General features: G+C 65.2%; 21 protein-coding genes and 2 pseudogenes. 12 read left to right on the top strand and 11 right to left on the bottom strand.

Translation table 11 applies throughout. The features are described 5' to 3' along the window. Nucleotides 1-17: 17 nt before the first annotated feature. On the bottom strand, nucleotides 18-599 hold the full coding sequence (locus KAK09_RS13800) for a LabA-like NYN domain-containing protein (protein WP_210879521.1): 582 nt from the start codon (nucleotides 597-599) through the stop codon (nucleotides 18-20). Between the two features lie 153 nt (nucleotides 600-752). Between KAK09_RS13800 and folK the strand changes: the two genes are divergently transcribed. The 11 genes from folK (at nucleotide 753) to recO (ending at nucleotide 9,407) form a co-directional block, all read left to right on the top strand. Then, a complete protein-coding gene (gene folK, locus KAK09_RS13795) occupies nucleotides 753-1,334 on the top strand; it encodes a 2-amino-4-hydroxy-6-hydroxymethyldihydropteridine diphosphokinase (RefSeq protein WP_210879520.1) in 582 nt (193 codons plus the stop codon). A 65-nt stretch (nucleotides 1,335-1,399) separates the two neighbouring features. Beyond that, complete coding sequence (gene rpoZ, locus KAK09_RS13790) at nucleotides 1,400-1,753, top strand: DNA-directed RNA polymerase subunit omega (protein WP_210879519.1); 354 nt, start codon at nucleotides 1,400-1,402, stop codon at nucleotides 1,751-1,753. Between the two features lie 36 nt (nucleotides 1,754-1,789). Further along, nucleotides 1,790-3,928: a RelA/SpoT family protein gene (locus KAK09_RS13785; protein WP_210879518.1), complete on the top strand. Its 2,139-nt coding sequence runs from the start codon at nucleotides 1,790-1,792 to the stop codon at nucleotides 3,926-3,928. Nucleotides 3,929-3,931: 3 nt separating this feature from the next. Then, nucleotides 3,932-4,612: a DUF2062 domain-containing protein gene (locus KAK09_RS13780; protein ID WP_210879517.1), complete on the top strand. Its 681-nt coding sequence runs from the start codon at nucleotides 3,932-3,934 to the stop codon at nucleotides 4,610-4,612. A gap of 36 nt (nucleotides 4,613-4,648) precedes the next feature. Beyond that, entirely contained in the window at nucleotides 4,649-5,398 is a 750-nt protein-coding gene (locus KAK09_RS13775; RefSeq protein WP_210879516.1) for a pyridoxine 5'-phosphate synthase, read from the top strand. Continuing rightward, nucleotides 5,395-5,799 carry a holo-ACP synthase gene (gene acpS / locus KAK09_RS13770; protein ID WP_210879515.1) on the top strand — a complete coding sequence of 135 codons (405 nt, stop codon included), beginning with the start codon at nucleotides 5,395-5,397 and terminating at the stop codon, nucleotides 5,797-5,799. Before KAK09_RS13775 ends, acpS begins: the two co-directional genes overlap by 4 nt. Nucleotides 5,800-5,856: 57 nt before the next feature. Beyond that, entirely contained in the window at nucleotides 5,857-6,687 is an 831-nt protein-coding gene (gene lepB, locus KAK09_RS13765; protein WP_210879514.1) for a signal peptidase I, read from the top strand. Beyond that, nucleotides 6,684-7,370 carry a ribonuclease III gene (rnc, locus tag KAK09_RS13760; RefSeq protein WP_210879513.1) on the top strand — a complete coding sequence of 229 codons (687 nt, stop codon included), beginning with the start codon at nucleotides 6,684-6,686 and terminating at the stop codon, nucleotides 7,368-7,370. Before lepB ends, rnc begins: the two co-directional genes overlap by 4 nt. Continuing rightward, nucleotides 7,367-8,275, top strand: a complete 909-nt coding sequence (era, locus tag KAK09_RS13755; protein ID WP_210879512.1) for a GTPase Era — start codon at nucleotides 7,367-7,369, stop codon at nucleotides 8,273-8,275. Before rnc ends, era begins: the two co-directional genes overlap by 4 nt. Nucleotides 8,276-8,330: 55 nt before the next feature. After that, a complete protein-coding gene (locus KAK09_RS13750; protein ID WP_210879511.1) occupies nucleotides 8,331-8,666 on the top strand; it encodes a DUF1491 family protein in 336 nt (111 codons plus the stop codon). A gap of 3 nt (nucleotides 8,667-8,669) precedes the next feature. After that, nucleotides 8,670-9,407 carry a DNA repair protein RecO gene (recO, locus tag KAK09_RS13745; RefSeq protein WP_210879510.1) on the top strand — a complete coding sequence of 246 codons (738 nt, stop codon included), beginning with the start codon at nucleotides 8,670-8,672 and terminating at the stop codon, nucleotides 9,405-9,407. A 29-nt stretch (nucleotides 9,408-9,436) separates the two neighbouring features. On the opposite strand, the gene KAK09_RS13740 is transcribed toward recO, so the two are convergent. Both KAK09_RS13740 and KAK09_RS13735 read right to left on the bottom strand, forming a co-directional pair. After that, nucleotides 9,437-9,829, bottom strand: coding sequence for an META domain-containing protein (locus KAK09_RS13740; RefSeq protein WP_336244464.1), 393 nt, complete (start codon nucleotides 9,827-9,829; stop codon nucleotides 9,437-9,439). A 4-nt stretch (nucleotides 9,830-9,833) separates the two neighbouring features. Continuing rightward, a complete protein-coding gene (locus KAK09_RS13735) occupies nucleotides 9,834-10,376 on the bottom strand; it encodes a TetR family transcriptional regulator (RefSeq protein WP_210879509.1) in 543 nt (180 codons plus the stop codon). Between the two features lie 147 nt (nucleotides 10,377-10,523). Here KAK09_RS13735 and KAK09_RS13730 point away from each other — a divergent pair. Beyond that, a pseudogene (locus KAK09_RS13730) lies at nucleotides 10,524-10,885 on the top strand (ATP-binding cassette domain-containing protein); the annotation flags it as partial. Nucleotides 10,886-11,051: 166 nt separating this feature from the next. Here KAK09_RS13730 and pcaF read toward each other — a convergent pair. The 8 genes and pseudogenes from pcaF to KAK09_RS18815 form a co-directional block, all read right to left on the bottom strand. Next, a complete protein-coding gene (gene pcaF / locus KAK09_RS13725) occupies nucleotides 11,052-12,254 on the bottom strand; it encodes a 3-oxoadipyl-CoA thiolase (RefSeq protein WP_210879508.1) in 1,203 nt (400 codons plus the stop codon). Beyond that, the gene (locus tag KAK09_RS13720; RefSeq protein WP_210879507.1) at nucleotides 12,251-12,646 is read right to left on the bottom strand and encodes a Rid family hydrolase; all 396 of its coding nucleotides are present in this window, start codon (nucleotides 12,644-12,646) and stop codon (nucleotides 12,251-12,253) included. The genes pcaF and KAK09_RS13720 overlap by 4 nt, the downstream gene beginning before the upstream one ends. Then, on the bottom strand, nucleotides 12,643-13,050 hold the full coding sequence (locus KAK09_RS13715) for an acyl-CoA thioesterase (RefSeq protein ID WP_210879506.1): 408 nt from the start codon (nucleotides 13,048-13,050) through the stop codon (nucleotides 12,643-12,645). The genes KAK09_RS13720 and KAK09_RS13715 overlap by 4 nt, the downstream gene beginning before the upstream one ends. After that, nucleotides 13,050-13,736, bottom strand: a complete 687-nt coding sequence (locus KAK09_RS13710) for an ABC transporter ATP-binding protein (protein WP_210879505.1) — start codon at nucleotides 13,734-13,736, stop codon at nucleotides 13,050-13,052. The genes KAK09_RS13715 and KAK09_RS13710 overlap by 1 nt, the downstream gene beginning before the upstream one ends. After that, nucleotides 13,733-14,482, bottom strand: coding sequence for an ABC transporter ATP-binding protein (locus KAK09_RS13705; RefSeq protein WP_210879504.1), 750 nt, complete (start codon nucleotides 14,480-14,482; stop codon nucleotides 13,733-13,735). Before KAK09_RS13705 ends, KAK09_RS13710 begins: the two co-directional genes overlap by 4 nt. Next, nucleotides 14,475-15,458, bottom strand: coding sequence for a branched-chain amino acid ABC transporter permease (locus tag KAK09_RS13700; protein ID WP_210879503.1), 984 nt, complete (start codon nucleotides 15,456-15,458; stop codon nucleotides 14,475-14,477). The genes KAK09_RS13705 and KAK09_RS13700 overlap by 8 nt, the downstream gene beginning before the upstream one ends. Then, nucleotides 15,455-16,375 (bottom strand): branched-chain amino acid ABC transporter permease, encoded by a 921-nt coding sequence (locus KAK09_RS13695; RefSeq protein ID WP_210879502.1) that lies wholly within the window; start codon nucleotides 16,373-16,375, stop codon nucleotides 15,455-15,457. The genes KAK09_RS13700 and KAK09_RS13695 overlap by 4 nt, the downstream gene beginning before the upstream one ends. 57 nt (nucleotides 16,376-16,432) lie before the next feature. Further along, nucleotides 16,433-16,549, bottom strand: a pseudogene (locus KAK09_RS18815) (ABC transporter substrate-binding protein); the annotation flags it as partial.

Here is a 16,549-nt window from a genome sequence, read left to right as displayed (position 1 = left end):
ACCCCGTGCCGTTTCCGTCAGTCTTGTGCGGTGGCGTAAGCGGTTTCGCGCTCGGCATAGTCGCGCGGTTCACGCGGGGGGCGGCCAACCACGTCGCGCAGATCGTCAAGCTCAATGAAGTTGTCAGCCTGACGGCGCAGGTCATCCGCGATCATCGGCGGATGGCTGCGGATGGTCGAGACCACCGAGACGCGCACACCCTGGCGCTGAAGGCTTTCGACCAGCGGCTTGAAATCGCCATCGCCCGAGAAGAGCACGATGTGATCCACGCGCGGCGCAAGCTCCATGGCATCGACCGCAAGCTCGATATCCATGTTGCCCTTGACCTTCCGGCGACCCTGGCTGTCGGTGTATTCCTTGGCGGGTTTGGTCACCATGGTGTAACCGTTGTAGTGCAGCCAGTCGACCAGCGGACGAATGGGTGAGTATTCGTCGTTTTCCAGCAGCGCAGTATAGTAGAAGGCGCGCAAGAGCTTGCCCCGACGCATGAACTCGTTGCGAAGGAGTTTGTAGTCGATGTCGAAGCCAAGGGCCTTGCCCGCAGCGTAGAGATTGGATCCGTCGATGAACAAGGCCAGACGGTCATCCTTGTAAAACATCCCTAATGTCCTTTCAAATTGGTCTGCCTTGCTTAGGAAGCGTGAGTGGTGTGAGTGGTGTGAGTGGTGTATACAGCAAGGCTGAAAGCGAGAACTAAGGGGTCATCAAATGCAGCGCAAGATGATGGTTTGCCACAAAAGGATAGGTCAGGCGTGACTTTGCTTCAACTTTGCTTGATTGCGATCGGTGGAAACCTGCCGTCTCGCGCGGGTGCGCCCGCGGAGACGATTGACGCTGCCTTGCAGCATCTGAAGGCGCGCGGCGCGCGTGTCGAGGCGGTCAGCGCGCTTTATCGCACTCCGGCCTTTCCGCCCGGATCGGGGCCTGATTTCGTGAATGCCGCCGCCACGTTGTGGATGGCGGGGCGCCCCGAGGAGGTGATGGCGTGTCTTCATGATGCCGAGGACGCCTTTGGTCGCAGGCGCGTCACTCGATGGGGGCCGCGCACGCTGGACCTCGATCTTGTCGCCATCGGCGACCTGGTGTTGCCCGACCCCGCCGAGCACGCACGCTGGCGCGCGCTTGATGCCGCGGCGCAGCAAGGGCGTGCGCCCGAGCGCCTGATCCTGCCCCATCCCCGGATGCAGGAGCGCGCCTTTGTCCTTGTTCCGCTGGCCGATGTCGCCCCCGACTGGCGGCATCCGGTGCTGGGGCGCACGGTGCGGCAAATGCTCGCGGCGTTGCCGGAGGCGGCGCGCGCCGAGGTGGTTGCCCTGCCGATTCCGCGCTTGTAAATCCCTGGCCAAGGTCCTAAATACGGGGCTTCCGATCCAAAGCCCGTAAATTGCCCGGAGGTCGCATGGCCCGCGTAACCACAGAAGACTGCGTCGACAAGGTTCCGAACCGCTTTGAGCTGGTGATGTTGGCCGCGCATCGCGCTCGCGAGATTGCCGCCGGTGCGGCCCTGACTGTGGACCGCGACAACGACAAGAATCCGGTCGTGGCGCTGCGCGAGATTGCGGATGAGACGCAATCGGCCGACGACCTGCGCGAGCGGCTGATCGAATCGAACCAGACCCAGATCGAGGTGGACGAGCCCGAGGAGGACTCCATGGCGTTGCTCATGGGGGCCGAGCCCGACCGCCCGGAAGCCGATGACATGTCCGAGGAAAAGCTTCTGCGCGCCCTCATGGAAGCGCAGGGCCAGGGCTGAGCCCGGCCCTGACTGAAGGCGGGGCGCACCTGACAAATGATCGCCGTCGACGACCTGATCACATTGGTGCGCCATTACAATCCGAAAACGGACGAATCGCTCATTCGTGCGGCGTATGATTTTGGCCGCGCCATGCACGAGGGCCAGACGCGCCATTCCGGCGAGCCCTATTTCACTCATCCCGTCGCCGTCGCCGCGATCCTGACCGAGCAGCGGCTCGATGATGCCACCATCGTCACAGCACTTCTGCACGACACGGTCGAGGACACCAAGGCCTCCTATGCCATGGTGGAGGGGCGGTTCGGCCATGAGATAGCCGAGCTTGTTGACGGGGTGACCAAGCTCACCAATCTGCAACTGGGCAGTTCCGAGACCAAGCAGGCAGAGAATTTCCGCAAGCTCTTCATGGCGATGTCGCGCGATCTGCGGGTGATTCTCGTCAAGCTCGCCGACCGGCTGCACAACATGCGCACCATCAAGGCGATGCGCCCGGAAAAGCAGGCGCAGAAAGCGCGCGAGACAATGGACATCTATGCGCCCCTTGCCGGGCGCATGGGGATGCAGTGGATGCGCGAGGAGCTGGAGGATCTTGCCTTTCGCGTCCTGAATCCAGAGGCGCGCGCCTCGATCATCCGCCGCTTCATCACCCTGCAACGCGAGACCGGCGATGTGGTCGAGCGGATCACCGGCGACATGCGCACCGAGCTTGACCGTGCGGGCATCGAGGCGGATGTGTTCGGGCGCGCCAAGAAACCCTATTCGATCTGGCGCAAGATGCAGGAGAAGGAGATGGGATTTTCACGCCTCTCCGACATCTACGGCTTTCGCATCATCACCCGGTCAGAGGCCGATTGCTACGCGGTGCTTGGCGTGATTCACCAACGCTGGCGCGCGGTTCCGGGTCGGTTCAAGGATTATATCAGCCAGCCCAAATCCAACGGCTATCGGTCCATCCATACCACTGTTTCGGGGCGCGACGGCAAGCGGGTCGAGGTTCAGATCCGCACCCGCGCCATGCATGACGTAGCCGAAACGGGCGTGGCGGCGCATTGGTCCTATCGTGACGGGGTGCGCAGCGAGAACCCCTTTGCCGTCGATCCCGCGCGCTGGATTTCCTCGATGAACGAGCAGTTCGACGCCGAGGAGGATCACGAGGATTTCCTCGAGGCGGTGAAGCTCGAGATGTATGCCGACAAGGTGTTCTGCTTCACCCCCAAAGGCGACGTGATCAAGCTGCCGCGCGGCGCGACGCCGATTGATTTCGCCTATGCCATTCACACGCGGATCGGCCATGCCTGCGTGGGCGCCAAGGTGGACGGGATGCGCGTGCCGCTCTGGACGCGAATCAAGAACGGGCAGTCGGTCGAGGTAATCACCGCCGACGGCCAGACCCCGCAGGCCACATGGCTCGACATTGCCACCACCGGCAAGGCGCGCTCGGCCATTCGGCGCGCGCTGCGTGAGCTCGATCGCGATCGCTATGTCAAATTGGGCAGGGAACTGGCGCGCTCGGCGTTTGAGCATGTGGGCAAGAAGGCGACCGACAAGGCACTCGAGACAGCGGCGCGCACGCTGAGGTTGCGCAATGCCGACGAGGTGCGCGCGCGGCTTGGCAGCGCCGAGTTGACCGCGCAGCAGGTCTTGCGCGCGGTCTATCCCGATCTCGCGCCGACCCAGGGGACAGAGGTCACGCGCGAGCGGGCGGTGATCGGGCTTGGCACCGAGCGGGGATTCGATCGCGCGCGCTGTTGCCAGCCGCTGCCGGGCGAGCGGATCGTCGGCATCGCCTTTCGCGGACAGGGCGTGGTGATCCACGCAATCGACTGCGAAACATTGTCGCGCTACGACCAGCAGCCGGAACGCTGGCTCGACCTGCATTGGCATACAGGCAAGCATCCGGCGGTCTATGATGTCACGCTCAACCTGACCATCGGCAACGATGCAGGCGTTCTTGGGCGCATTTGCACCTTGATCGGTGAGCAGAAGGCCAATATCTCGGATCTGACCTTCGTGGATCGGAAACCCGATTTCTACCGCCTTCTGATTGATGTCCAACTGCGCGATGCCGAGCATCTGCACAGCGTTCTCTCGGCGCTTGATGCCGAATCGGATGTGGCTGCGGTGGAACGCTATCGTGACCCATCCCGTTCCGGCGACAAGCGCGAGGAAGCCTGAGCCGTGATTTTCCGGCGTCGAGACAAACGGCCATGGTGGCGGGTCGTCACCCAGTCCGTCTGGCCGCGTGGTGGCTGGGGGCGGGCCTTTACCTATGTCAAGCATCGCCTGCACCGCCTGCCCGATCCGCCCGAGCGCATCGCACGCGGCATTTTTGCCGGGGTATTCACCACGTTCACGCCATTCTATGGGCTGCATTTCGTGGTGGCGGGTACGCTTGCGTATATCTTCCGGGGCAATATCCCGGCGGCGCTTCTGGGCACGTTCTTCGGCAATCCGCTGACCTATGTGCCCATCGGGGTGGTCTCGCTCCAGACCGGGCACGCGATCCTCGGGCGGCGCACACCGGGCGAGGAGGAGATCAGTCGCTCGCTGGGGGGCAAGTTTCTCGATGCGGGTGACGATCTCAAGAACAACGTTCTGGCCATTTTCACCGACCGCAAGGCGGATTGGCACGGGTTGGGCATCTTCTATGACGAGGTGTTCCTGCCCTATCTCGTCGGCGGGATCATTCCCGGGGTCGTGGCGGGGCTGGCCTGCTATTACCTCAGCCTGCCGGTGATCGCCGCCTACCAGAAACGCCGCCGGGGTGCGCTGGCCGCGAAATGGGAGATGATCAAGCAGAATCGTCTGGCCCGGGAAAAACAGGAGCGCGATGCTGACGACGAGGGGAAACCGGACTAGGTTGAAACCGGGAATCGCGTGGGAAAGGACAAATCCATGTCGGCAGAGGGAAAATTGCGCCTTGGCGTGAACATTGACCATGTGGCGACGGTGCGCAATGCGCGCGGCGGGGCCTACCCTGACCCGTTGCGCGCGGCGAAACTGGCTGAGGAGGCGGGGGCGGACGGCATCACGGCGCATCTGCGCGAGGACCGGCGGCACATCTCGGACGCCGATATCGACGGGTTGATCGAGGTGCTCACGGTGCCGCTCAACTTCGAGATGGCCGCCACCGAGGAGATGCAGCGCATCGCCCTGCGTCACAAGCCCCACGCCGTGTGCCTTGTGCCGGAAAAACGCGAGGAGCGCACCACCGAGGGCGGGCTTGAGGTCGCGCGCGAGGAGAACCGGCTTGCGCATTACATCGCGCCGCTGCGCGAGGCGGGTTGCCGGGTGTCGATCTTCATCGCCGCCGACCGCCGTCAGATCGAGGCCGCGCACCGCGTCGGGGCCGAGGTGGTCGAGTTGCACACCGGGGCCTATTGCGACGCCCATGGCGAGGGCGATCTGGTCGCCCGCGACCGCGAGTTGGCGGCCTTGCGCGAGATGTCCGCCTATGCGCACTCTCTGGGGCTCGAGGTGCATGCGGGCCATGGCCTGACCTATGACACGGTGCAGCCGGTCGCCGCCTTTTCCGAGGTGCGAGAACTCAACATCGGCCATTTCCTCATCGGTGAGGCGATCTTTCGCGGGCTGAAACCCGCCATCACGGAAATGCGGCGGCTGATGGACGAGGCCCGCAGGTGATTCTCGGAATCGGCACGGATCTCGCAAATATCGAGCGCATTGCTGGCGTTCTGGAGCGCTATGGCGACCGGTTCCGCAACCGCGTCTTCACCGAGGTGGAACAGGCCAAGGCCGAACGCCGCGCCGATGTGGCGGGCACCTATGCAAAACGCTGGGCGGCCAAGGAGGCGTGTTCCAAGGCGCTTGGCACCGGGCTGCGCATGGGCATCGCATGGAAAGACATGGCCGTGTCGAACCTTGCCACCGGTCAGCCCGTCATGCAGGTGACTGGCTGGGCCGCCGAAAGGCTTGCGGCGATGACACCCGTGGGGCACGAGGCGATCATCCATGTGACACTCACCGACGATCACCCCTGGGCACAGGCCTTTGTCGTGATCGAGGCAAGACCGCTCGTGCCTTGACACCCCGCTGCGAGCGCCGCATGTAGCGGGCGCAACCGCGCAAAGGCAGGCACAGGCATGGCATCCGATACCCAGAAAGGCTCATCCATCTGGGAGACGGTCAAGACCGTCTTCTGGGCGCTGGTGATCGCCGGGATTTTCCGCACCGTGTTCTTTCAGCCCTTCTGGATTCCGTCCGGGTCGATGAAGGACACGCTGCTCATTGGTGATTTTCTATTCGTAAACAAGATGGCCTATGGCTATTCCTATGCCTCTTGCCCCTCGATCCGGCTGGGCGGTCTGAATATTGACGCACAGAACATCTGCGGCTGGCTCGATGGCGATAATACGCGGATCATGGGGTCGAAGCCCGTGCGTGGCGATATCATCGTCTTTCGCCACCCGGTCGATGGCACCGATTTCATCAAACGCGTTCTGGGTCTTCCCGGTGACCGCATCCAGATGAAGGATGGCGTGCTTCATATCAACGACCAGCCGGTCGAGCGGGTGCCCGCCGGTCAGTTCGTCGAGGAGTTCGCGCCCCAAGGCCCGATGCGTATTCGTCCGCGCTGCGAGAATGGCGTCGTGGGGCTTGGTGCGGATTGTCTCAAGTCGCGCTGGCGCGAGACATTGCCCGAGGGGCGGTCCTACATGACCCTTGATATCGGCAACCAACGGTCGGACAATACCGGCGTCTTTACCGTGCCCGAGGGGCATTATTTCTTCATGGGCGACAACCGCGACAATTCCACCGACTCGCGCTTTCCGCAGGCGGTGGGGGGCGTGGGCTTTGTGCCCTTTGAAAACCTCATCGGACGCGCAAACCGGGTGATCTTTTCCTCTGCCGGGTCCTCGATGCTTGCCTTCTGGACTTGGCGGGGGGACAGATTCTTCGAGAGGCTGGAGTGAAGCTTTCAGCCGAGATGCGCGCATTTGCGGCCCGGCTCGGGCATGAGTTCGAGCGGCCCGCGCTTCTGGTCGAGGCGCTCACCCATTCCTCGATGTCCTCGCCAAACCGGAGCGACAACCAGCGGCTTGAATTCCTGGGGGACCGGGTGCTTGGCCTTGTCATGGCCGAGGCGCTTCTGGCGCAGGACCAAGCCGCCGCCGAGGGCCAGCTTGCCCCGCGGTTCAATGCTCTTGTCCGCAAGGAGACATGCGCTGATGTGGCGCGCGAGCTTGATCTGGGCGCGGTGCTCAAGCTGGGGCGCTCTGAGATGCTCTCAGGAGGGCGGCGCAAGCTGGCGCTTCTGGGCGATGCGATGGAGGCGGTGATTGCCGCCGTTTACCTCGATGGCGGCTTCGAGGCGGCGCGCGAGGTGGTGCTGCGCCACTGGGTCGCCCGTATCCGCAGCGTCGAGGCCGATGCCCGAGACGCCAAGACCGCGTTGCAGGAATGGGCGCAGGCGCGCGGCCTTCAGCCGCCGGATTACGTGGAAGTTGACCGCTCCGGCCCTGATCATGCGCCGGTCTTTACCATCATGGCGCGGCTTGCCACCGGCGAGAGCGCCGAGGCCACCGCGGGCTCGAAACGGCAGGCTGAACAGACTGCCGCGCGGGCGCTTCTTGACAGGCTGGAGGGCCGGACATGACCACACGTGCAGGTTTCATCGCCCTTATCGGAGAGCCCAATGCGGGCAAGTCCACGCTGCTCAACCGGATGGTGGGCGCCAAGGTCAGCATTGTCACGCACAAGGTGCAGACGACCCGCGCGCGCATCCGTGGCGTGGCGATGGAGGGCGAGAGCCAGCTGGTCTTTGTCGATACGCCTGGCCTCTTTCAGCCGCGCCGCAGGCTCGACCGCGCCATGGTGGCGGCGGCCTGGGGGGGGGCGGCGGATGCCGATATCGTGGTGCTGCTGATCGAGGCGCATCGCGGGCTGACCGACGGCGTGGGGCGCATCCTTGATGGTCTGGCGGACCTTCCGCAGGGGCGGCGCATCGTGCTGGCCATCAACAAGATCGACCGGGTAGAGGCGCCGACGCTGCTGGCGCTCACCAAGGCGATGAACGAGCGGTTGACCTTCGAGCGCACTTTTCTCATTTCCGCCGAGCGCGGGCACGGGGTCGAAGACCTGCGCCACTGGCTGGCCGCGGCCCTGCCCGAAGGGCCGTGGCTTTATCCCGAGGACCAGATCGCCGATCTGCCCATGCGCATGATCGCCGCCGAGATGACCCGCGAAAAGCTCACGCTCAGGCTGCATCAGGAATTGCCCTACCAACTCACCGTCGAGACCGAAAGCTGGCAGGACCGCAAGGACGGTTCGGCCCGGATCGACCAGATCATTTACGTGATTCGCGACGGGCACAAGGGGATCGTGCTGGGCCACAAGGGCGAGACGATCAAGGCCGTGTCTCAGGCCGCGCGTGCCGAGATCGCCGAATTTCTCGGGCGGCCCGTGCATCTGTTCCTGCAGGTCAAGGTGCGCGAGAACTGGATGGACGAGGCCGAGCGCTATAACGAGATGGGGCTCGATTTCCGCGACGGATCGGCGTGATGACAAGGATGGACGCCTCCGGCGGGAGTATTTGCAGAACGATGAAAGGGCGGGGATGGCGCCTCGGCTGACCGCGCGGTTCTGGGTCGATGCCTATCTTGCGCGGCTGCGGCTGGCCGGGATACCGGGGTTCGTGGTGGCCCATGGCGACGATGACGCGGGCGCGGTTCTCGTGAAGCTCAACACGCTCGACGGCAAGGCGGTGGTCTATCACCGGTCTGTCGATCTGATGAGCGGAGAGCGGCGCTGGCTCGTGCTGGCCGAGGGGTGCGAGACCGAGGTGGATGCGGCGATCGGCCGGCAGCGGGGCTATGATCCCGACATCTGGGTGATCGAGGTGGAGGACCGCGCCGGACGGCACATGCTCGATGCGCCGGGTTTGGGAGGCTGAGCGGTGGAGTGGCGCGATCAGGGCATTCTTCTGGGTCTGCGGCCCCACGGTGAAGGCTCTGTCATACTTGAGGTGTTCACAGAGACACGCGGGCGGCACGCGGGGCTGGTCAAGGGCGGCGCGTCGCGGCGCATGACCCCGGCTCTGCAACCCGGCGCGCAGGTCGATCTGGAATGGCGCGCGCGGCTTGAGGATCACCTGGGCACCTTCCGGGTCGAGCCGATCAGGTCGCGGGCCTGGGCCATGGGCGAGCGGCTGGCGCTTGCCGGGCTGAATGCGGTCTGCGGGCTGTTGCTCTTTGCGCTACCCGAGCGCGAGGCGCACCCGGTTCTTTATCGCAAGAGTCTGATATTGCTTGACCTTCTCGATCAGCCCGAGATCTGGCCATTGGCCTATCTTCAGTGGGAACTGACGCTGCTGGAGGAGATGGGTTTTGGCCTCGACCTGCGCACCTGCGCGGTGATGGGGGAAAAGGCCAATGATCTCAGTTATGTATCTCCCAAAACCGGGCGTGCCGTGTCGCAGGTGGGGGCGGGGGATTGGGCGGACCGGCTCTTGCCGCTGCCGCCCTGCCTTTTGGGGCAGGGGCCTGCGCCAGAGACCGAAATCGCGCAAGGCTTTGATGTGACCGGGCATTTCCTGCGCCATCATCTGGCGCCGCATCTCGGGAACCGGGCCTTGCCCGATGCGAGGGCGCGGTTTGTCGAGCGGTTCAATCGGCGCGTGGCGACACGCTCCTGAGGCCATGGCCGTGCGATCGGGTGCGGCGTTCAGTCTACGGTGTGAAAGATCATTTCGCGCCCGTCTTCGGTTGAGAGGATCAGCACAGGGCCGGTTACCTCGACAAGGGTCATCTCTGCCAGTGCGTGCAGAAACTCTGTCTCGGCCTCGAGATCAGGGCAGGCAAGCCGGGTGGTGGTGGCGATCTCTTCTGCGTGAAACCACGGGTAGGGCACGGTCTGGCGCGCCGTGAAGCGATTGCAGGGGGCTTCGCCCGCGATGGCCCCTTCTTCGGGAAACCGCATGGTCGCGCGTGCGATGAAAGGCGTGCCGTCGATGCTCGTGAGATGCCAGGCGAGATCCGCGCCTCCGTGGCCGGCCACCGTTTCGTCCTTGCAATAGCCAAGCGCCGCCATGGCCGAAAGAAGGAGGAGCGTGCGCACCAGCTTACCTCAGCGCAAGGATGAGATCGACGAGCGAGCCGATGGTGTCTGTGGCGTCCTCGCGCGCGCCAAAGGCCTGCATTCCTATGGCGGCGGCGTAGAGCATGCGGGCCATTTCTGGATTGGCGATCCCGCACTCGGAAAGGCGGTCGCCAAGATGTGACTGCCGCGCGGCATCGACGGCACAGATGGCTGTGACCGCCTGTCTGTCGGTAGCGGCCCAGGCGCGAATTGCGGCATCCTCGGCCGGGGGGCTGGCAAGGGCCTGGGCGGCGGCGCGCAGGCGGGCGGCGGCGGGCAGGGATGCCTCGGAAGCTTGCGCCGCGGGGTCGAGCGCGGCAAAAGCAGCGTCTTGCCAGCGAGAGAGCAGGGCCGCAGAGAACGATGGAACATCCGCGAAATGCCAGTAGAAGGAGCCTTTGGTCGTGCCTATTCGCCGCGCGAGCGGTTCTGCTCCTAGCGCCGCGGGGCCTGCCTCGGCCAAGGCAGCAAGCCCGGCAGCAAGCCAGTCGTCACGAGTCAGGCGGGGGCGTTGCGTTTGGCTCATGCGGCCCGAATACGTCGTGCGGGGCAGGCTCACAAGAGGGCGGCTTGTCTCAGGCACGGCATCCGGTTTTTACGAAACCTTTATCTCCCTGTCGCAACGCCTTTGCCTTGTGCGCCTATCCAGCGCGTAAACATTGGAGGCATGCGCGTGCTGAAAATCGAGGCGTTGACCAGGGCGTTTGGCCAGAACATCGCGGTGAACAAGGTGCCGTCGCGGTGGAAAGGGCCGCGATGATCGGGATTATTGGCCGGTCGGGCGCGGGCAAATCGACGCTTCTGCGCATGATCAACCGGCTGACCGACGCCACGTCGGGGCAGATCCTCTTTGAGGGGCGTGACGTGACCGCGCTCAAGGGCGCCCAGAAACGCGCCTGGAAGGCGCAATGTGCGATGATTTTTCAACAGTTCAACCTCGTGCCGCGCATCGATGTGGTCTCGAACGTGCTGCACGGAACCCCCAAAGAGTCACAGGCTCGGGCCCTTGGTATCAGAACACGCTTACAGATCTCCTCGGTGGTCGACGCAATCATCTTCAGAAGAACCGGCGTAGCCTCGAGGTACCAATAGGTGTTGGCGATATCGACATGGCCGAGATAGGTACTCAGAGCCGCGCCGCCGAGGTGGAGTTAGGGCCAGTTGTGAGGGGCATTTGAGGCCAAAGGGCGTCCGCGAGCCGTTACGCCCGCCTCAAGAGCACCGCGACTCCCTGCCCGACGCCGACGCAGAGCGTTGCGATGGCCGTGGCGGCCTCGCCTTTCGAGATGGCCCGCGCCGCCGTGCCGACAAGGCGCGCGCCCGACATGCCCAAGGGATGGCCAAGCGCGATGGCCCCGCCGCGCGGGTTGATGTGATCGGCGAAGGGATCGAGGCCAAGGGCGCGGCAGGTGGCGATGGCCTGCGCGGCGAAAGCCTCGTTCAGTTCGATCAGGTCGATCTCCGGCACTGTCAGCCCCTGACGTTCGCAAAGCCGCTGTACCGCCGGAACCGGGCCGATGCCCATGACGCGCGGAGCCACACCCGCCGAGGCAGAGCCGACATATTCCGCGAGCGGCGTAAGGCCGTGCCGCGCCACCGCGCGTTCCGAGGCCAGAAGCAGCGCCGCCGCGCCGTCATTGACGCCCGAGGCATTGCCCGCCGTCACGCTGCCGCCCGCGCGGAACGGCGTGGGCAGGGCCGCGAGTTTCTGGAGCGTTGTGGCGCGCGGATGTTCGTCACGTTCGACCACCAGTGGCGCGCCCCGGCGCTGCGACAGGGTTACGGGGGCGATTTCCTCGGCCATGCGGCCGCTTTCGATGGCGCGGGCGGCGCGGGTCTGGCTGGAGAGGGTGAACTGGTCCTGATCTTCGCGGCTGACGCCATGCGCCTCGGCCACGTTCTCGGCCGTCTCGGGCATGGAGTCGGTGCCGAATCGGGCCGCAATCCCCGGGTTGACGAAGCGCCAGCCGATCGTGGTGTCATGGATCTCGGCCTGTCGGTCATAGGCCGAGGCGGCCTTGGGGATGACGAAGGGCGCGCGGCTCATGCTCTCGGAGCCGCCCGCGATGACCAGATCGCCCTCGCCGCACTGGATCTGGCGCGCGCCCGCGATGACCGCATCCATGCCCGAGGCGCAGAGCCGGTTGATCGTGTGGGCGGGCACGGAGCAGGGCAGGCCCGAGAGCAGCACCACCATGCGCGCGAGGTTGCGGTTGTCCTCGCCCGCCTGATTGGCCGCGCCCATCACCACCTGATCGAGCGCGCCCCAGTCGAGCCGGGGATGGCGCGCCATCAGCGCCTGAACGGGATGCGTGGCCAGATCGTCGGCGCGCATCGCCGCAAGCGCGCCGCCGTAGCGCCCGATGGGGCTGCGGATATAGTCGCAGATAAAGACGCGGGTCATCGCAGATGCGCGATGGCTTCGATCTCGACCAGCGCCTCATCCTCGATCAGGCCCGCGACCACGACCATGGACATGGCCGGGAAATGCCGTCCGAACACCTCACGATAGGCCGCGCCCACCTCGGCCTGACGCGCCAGATATTCGCGCTTGTCGGTCACGAACCATGTAAGGCGCGTCACGTCCTCGGCCTTGCCGCCCGCCGCCTCGACAATGGCGCGGATGTTGCGCAAGGCCTGACGCATCTGGCCTATGAAATCCTGGCTCTCGAAACGCTGTTCGCCGGTCCAGCCGATCTGGCCGCCGATATGCAGCACGCCATCGCGCGTCAGGACACCGTTGGCATAGCCCTTGGCGGGTAGCCAGCCTTCTGGCTGAATGATCTTGTGGGTCACGGGTTTGGCTCCGTTCTCTGGGTCAGTTTGTCTCGGATCGCATCGGGCCAGGGCACGGGGCGGCCATCCGGCCCGACATTGACGAGGGTGGCGCGGGTCTCGAACCGGATTTCGCCGTGGCAGTCAGCGGTGAGGGTGTAGCTCAGCGAGGTGCGCCCAACCGCGCGGAGCCGCAGATGCAGGGTGAGCACCTCGCCCTGCCGCGAGGGGGCGGAAAACCGCGTGTTGATCTGCACCGTGGGCACCGCGCCATTGCCGTGCAGCCGCTCCCACGGCCAGTCAAGCGCGTCGGCGAAGAACGCTTCAAGACAGTCGTTCACCATCTCGAAATAGCGCGGGAAAAACACGATCCCCGCCGGGTCGCAATGCCGGAACAGCATCTTTTGCGTGACGTGATAGCCCATCACACCCCCACATAGCGTTCGCTGAGGTCAGGGGTAAGGTCGGCCATGGCCCCCGCCCAAACGGTGCGCCCGCGCTCGACGATCACGGCGCGGTCCGACACACCCGCAATCTCGCGCACGGATTTGTCGATGAGCAGGATGGAAATCTGCGTGTCACGCTTCAGCGCGGCGATGGCAGCCCAGATTTCCTGTCGCACGATGGGGGCCAGCCCCTCGGTCGCCTCATCGAGAATGAGAAGGCGCGGATTGGTCATCAGCGCACGCCCGATGGCCAGCATCTGCTGCTCGCCCCCCGAGAGCGAGGCGGCGCGCTGTGACAACCGCTCGCCGAGGCGCGGGAAAAGCGCGGTCACGCGCGCCTGCGTCCAGTCGCCGGGGCGCGCAGCGGCGATCAGGTTTTCGTGCACCGTCAGCCCCGCAAAACAGCGCCGCCCCTCGGGGACCAGCCCGACACCCAGCCGTGCGACGCGGTGGCTGGGCAACGGGTGCAGATCCCGGCCCTCAAGGCTGAGATGCCCGCCCGATTGGATCATGCGGCAGATCGCCTTGACGGTGGTGGTCTTGCCCATGCCGTTGCGACCCATGAGCGCCACGACCTCACCCTCTGCAATCTCCAGATCGACACCGAAGAGCGCCTGAGAGCTGCCATAGCTCGCAGTCAGTCCTTCCAGCTTGAGCAGGCTCATGCATCCTCTCCCAGATAGGCTGTGCGCACCGCGCGGTCGGCCCGGATTTCCGCAACGGTGCCGGTGGCGATGACCCGGCCCGACGCCAGCACGCTGATCCGGTCGGCAAGCGCGAATACCGCGTCCATGTCATGTTCCACCAGCAGGATCGGGGCCTCCTCGCGCAGCCCGTCGAGGAACCCGGTGAGACGCTTGGAGCCGCCCGCGCCAAGGCCCGCCATCGGCTCGTCCATGAGAAAGGCGCGCGGGCTGAGCGTCAGCGCGACCGCCACTTCCAACTGGCGGCGCTGGCCGTGGCTCAGCTCGGCGGTGCGCTTGTCGTGGTCATCGGCAAGGCCCACCCGTTCGAGGGCGGTCATGGCGCGCGCGCGCATCTCTGCATCCGCCGTGGCGCGCGACCAGAAGCGCCACGGCCGCCCCTCAGCCCCGAGCGCGCCCAGCAGGACGTTTTCAAGCACGCTGTCCTCCATCGCCAGCGCCGAGATCTGGAAGGTTCGGCCAAGTCCCGCGCGGGCGCGGGTTGCCGTGCCGTACTGCGTCACATCGCGGCCCATCAGCATGACGCGCCCCGCATCGGGCCGCAGCCCGCCAGAGATCTGCGCGATCAGCGTGGATTTGCCCGCACCGTTGGGGCCGATCAGCGCGTGGATCTCGCCCGCGCGCAGGTTGATCGAGACATCGTCGGTGGCCTTTAGCGCGCCGAAGCTCTTGCTGAGATTATGCGTGGCAAGGATCAGTTCAGACATGCGGCCCCGCCTTTCCTGTGAGCAGACCAACAATGCCGCCGCGCGCAAAAAGCACGATGCCCAGAAGGATCACCCCCAGCCAGATATGCCAGAACGCGGTCAGCGCGCCCAGCCAGTGTTCCAGCAGCACGAAGAGGCAGGCGCCGATGACCGGCCCCATCAGTCGTCCCACGCCGCCGATCACGATGAGCACGATCAATTCGCCCGAGAGTTGCCAACTGAACATGGTCGGGCTGACGAAACGGTTGAGATCGGCGAAAAGCGCACCCGCGAGCCCGGTGATCGCGCCGGAGATGACGAAAGCCACCAGCTTGAGCCGCAAGGGCGAGAGACCCACAGTCTCGACCCGCGCGGGCACCTGCCGCGCGGCATTGAGCGCAAGGCCGAAGGGCGCGGCGCGCAGCCGGGCGTAGACCAGCAGCGCGAGACAGAGCAGCGCGAAGCACAGGCCGAAAAACTGGATCGGGTCGAGCGTGTTCAGCCCCGGAAAGCCGTTGCGCACATAGATCGAGAGGCCATCCTCGCCGCCATAGGTGCCCCAGGATATGGCGAAGTAATAGAACATCTGCCCGAAGGCGAGGGTGATCATGATGAAATAGACCCCCGAGGTGCGCAGGCTCAGCAGCCCGATCAGCAGCGCGGCCAGCGCCGAGGCCACCACCGCCACCAGCCAGATCAGCGGCATGGATTTGCTGCCCGTAACGGAGAGCGGCCCCAGATCGAGCGTGGTATAGGTCTGCGCGTGATAGGCAAGGATGCCCATGGCATAGCCGCCAAGGCCGAAGAAGACCGCATGGCCGAGGCTGACCAGCCCGCCGATGCCAAGCGCGATGTTGAGGCCCACGGCCGCCAGCGCAAGGATCGCGGCACGGGTGGCCAGCGTGATGGTAAAGGGCGTGTCCACCGCCAGCGCCCAGAGCGCGACGCCGGCCAGACCCGCGAGAATGGCAAGGTTGACAAGACGTTCGGGAATCATGCGCGCGCTCCGAAAAGGCCCGAGGGCCGCCAGATCAGCACCATGCTCATGACGATGTAGATGGCCATCGAGGCCAGCGCCGAGCCGGTCTGTGTGGCCACGTCGGGGGCCATGAAAAGCTTGAACACCTGGGGCAGGAAGATGCCCCCCAGCGTATCCGTGAGCCCCACCAGAAGCGCGCCGACAAAGGCCCCCTTGATCGAGCCGATGCCGCCGATCACGATGACCACGAAGGCTAGGATCAGTACCGGCTCTCCCATGCCCACCTGAACCGACTGGATCGCGCCCACAAGCGCCCCCGCCAGCCCTGCCAGCGCCGCTCCAAGCGCGAAGACCAGCGTATAGAGTTTGGAAATGTCCACGCCAAGCGCGGCGATCATCTCGCGGTCGTTCGCGCCCGCGCGGATCTGGATGCCGATGCGCGTGCGCGCCGTCAGCCACCACAGGAAGAGCGCGACCAGAAGCCCGACGCCAATCAGCGTCAGCCGGTAAAGCGGATACTGGATCCCCCCCGGCAGCGTCACCGGCCCCGAGAGCGCGCCGGGCACGTCGAGAAACAGCGGGAAGGAGCCGAAGACGAGCCGGGTTCCTTCCGAGAAGATGAGGATCAGCGCGAAGGTCGCCAGCACCTGATCGAGATGGGCCGCCGCATAGAGCCGCCGGATCACCAGCATTTCGATCAACACCCCCGCCAGCGCCGCGCCCGCCAGTGCCGCGATGAGCGCCAGCCCGAAAGAGCCGGTCGCCCCCGCCACCCAGGCGGCGGCAAAGGCCCCCACCATGTAGAGCGAGCCATGGGCGAGGTTGATGAGCCCCATCACGCCGAAGATGAGCGTGAGCCCCGCGGCCATGAGAAACAGCATCACCCCGGACTGAAGCCCGTTGAGGATCTGCTCTGCGATCAGGATGCCGGACATGGTGCGCCTTTCATTCTCGGCCGCATCGCCCCGGCCCGAAGGTCGGGGCGCGCGCGCTTACATCTTGCACTCTGCCGCGTAAGCGTCAGCGTGGTCCTCAAGCGCGACACCGATCACCTTGTTGGTGAAGACATCCCCCTCCCGGATCACCTCGCGGGCATAGATGGTCTGGAC

Source organism: Roseovarius autotrophicus, assembly GCF_018069895.1.
In the GTDB taxonomy this organism is placed as follows: domain Bacteria; phylum Pseudomonadota; class Alphaproteobacteria; order Rhodobacterales; family Rhodobacteraceae; genus Roseovarius; species Roseovarius autotrophicus.
The sequence above is the reverse complement of the archived record's forward strand: the minus strand, read 5'-3'. Positions and strand labels throughout refer to the sequence as shown.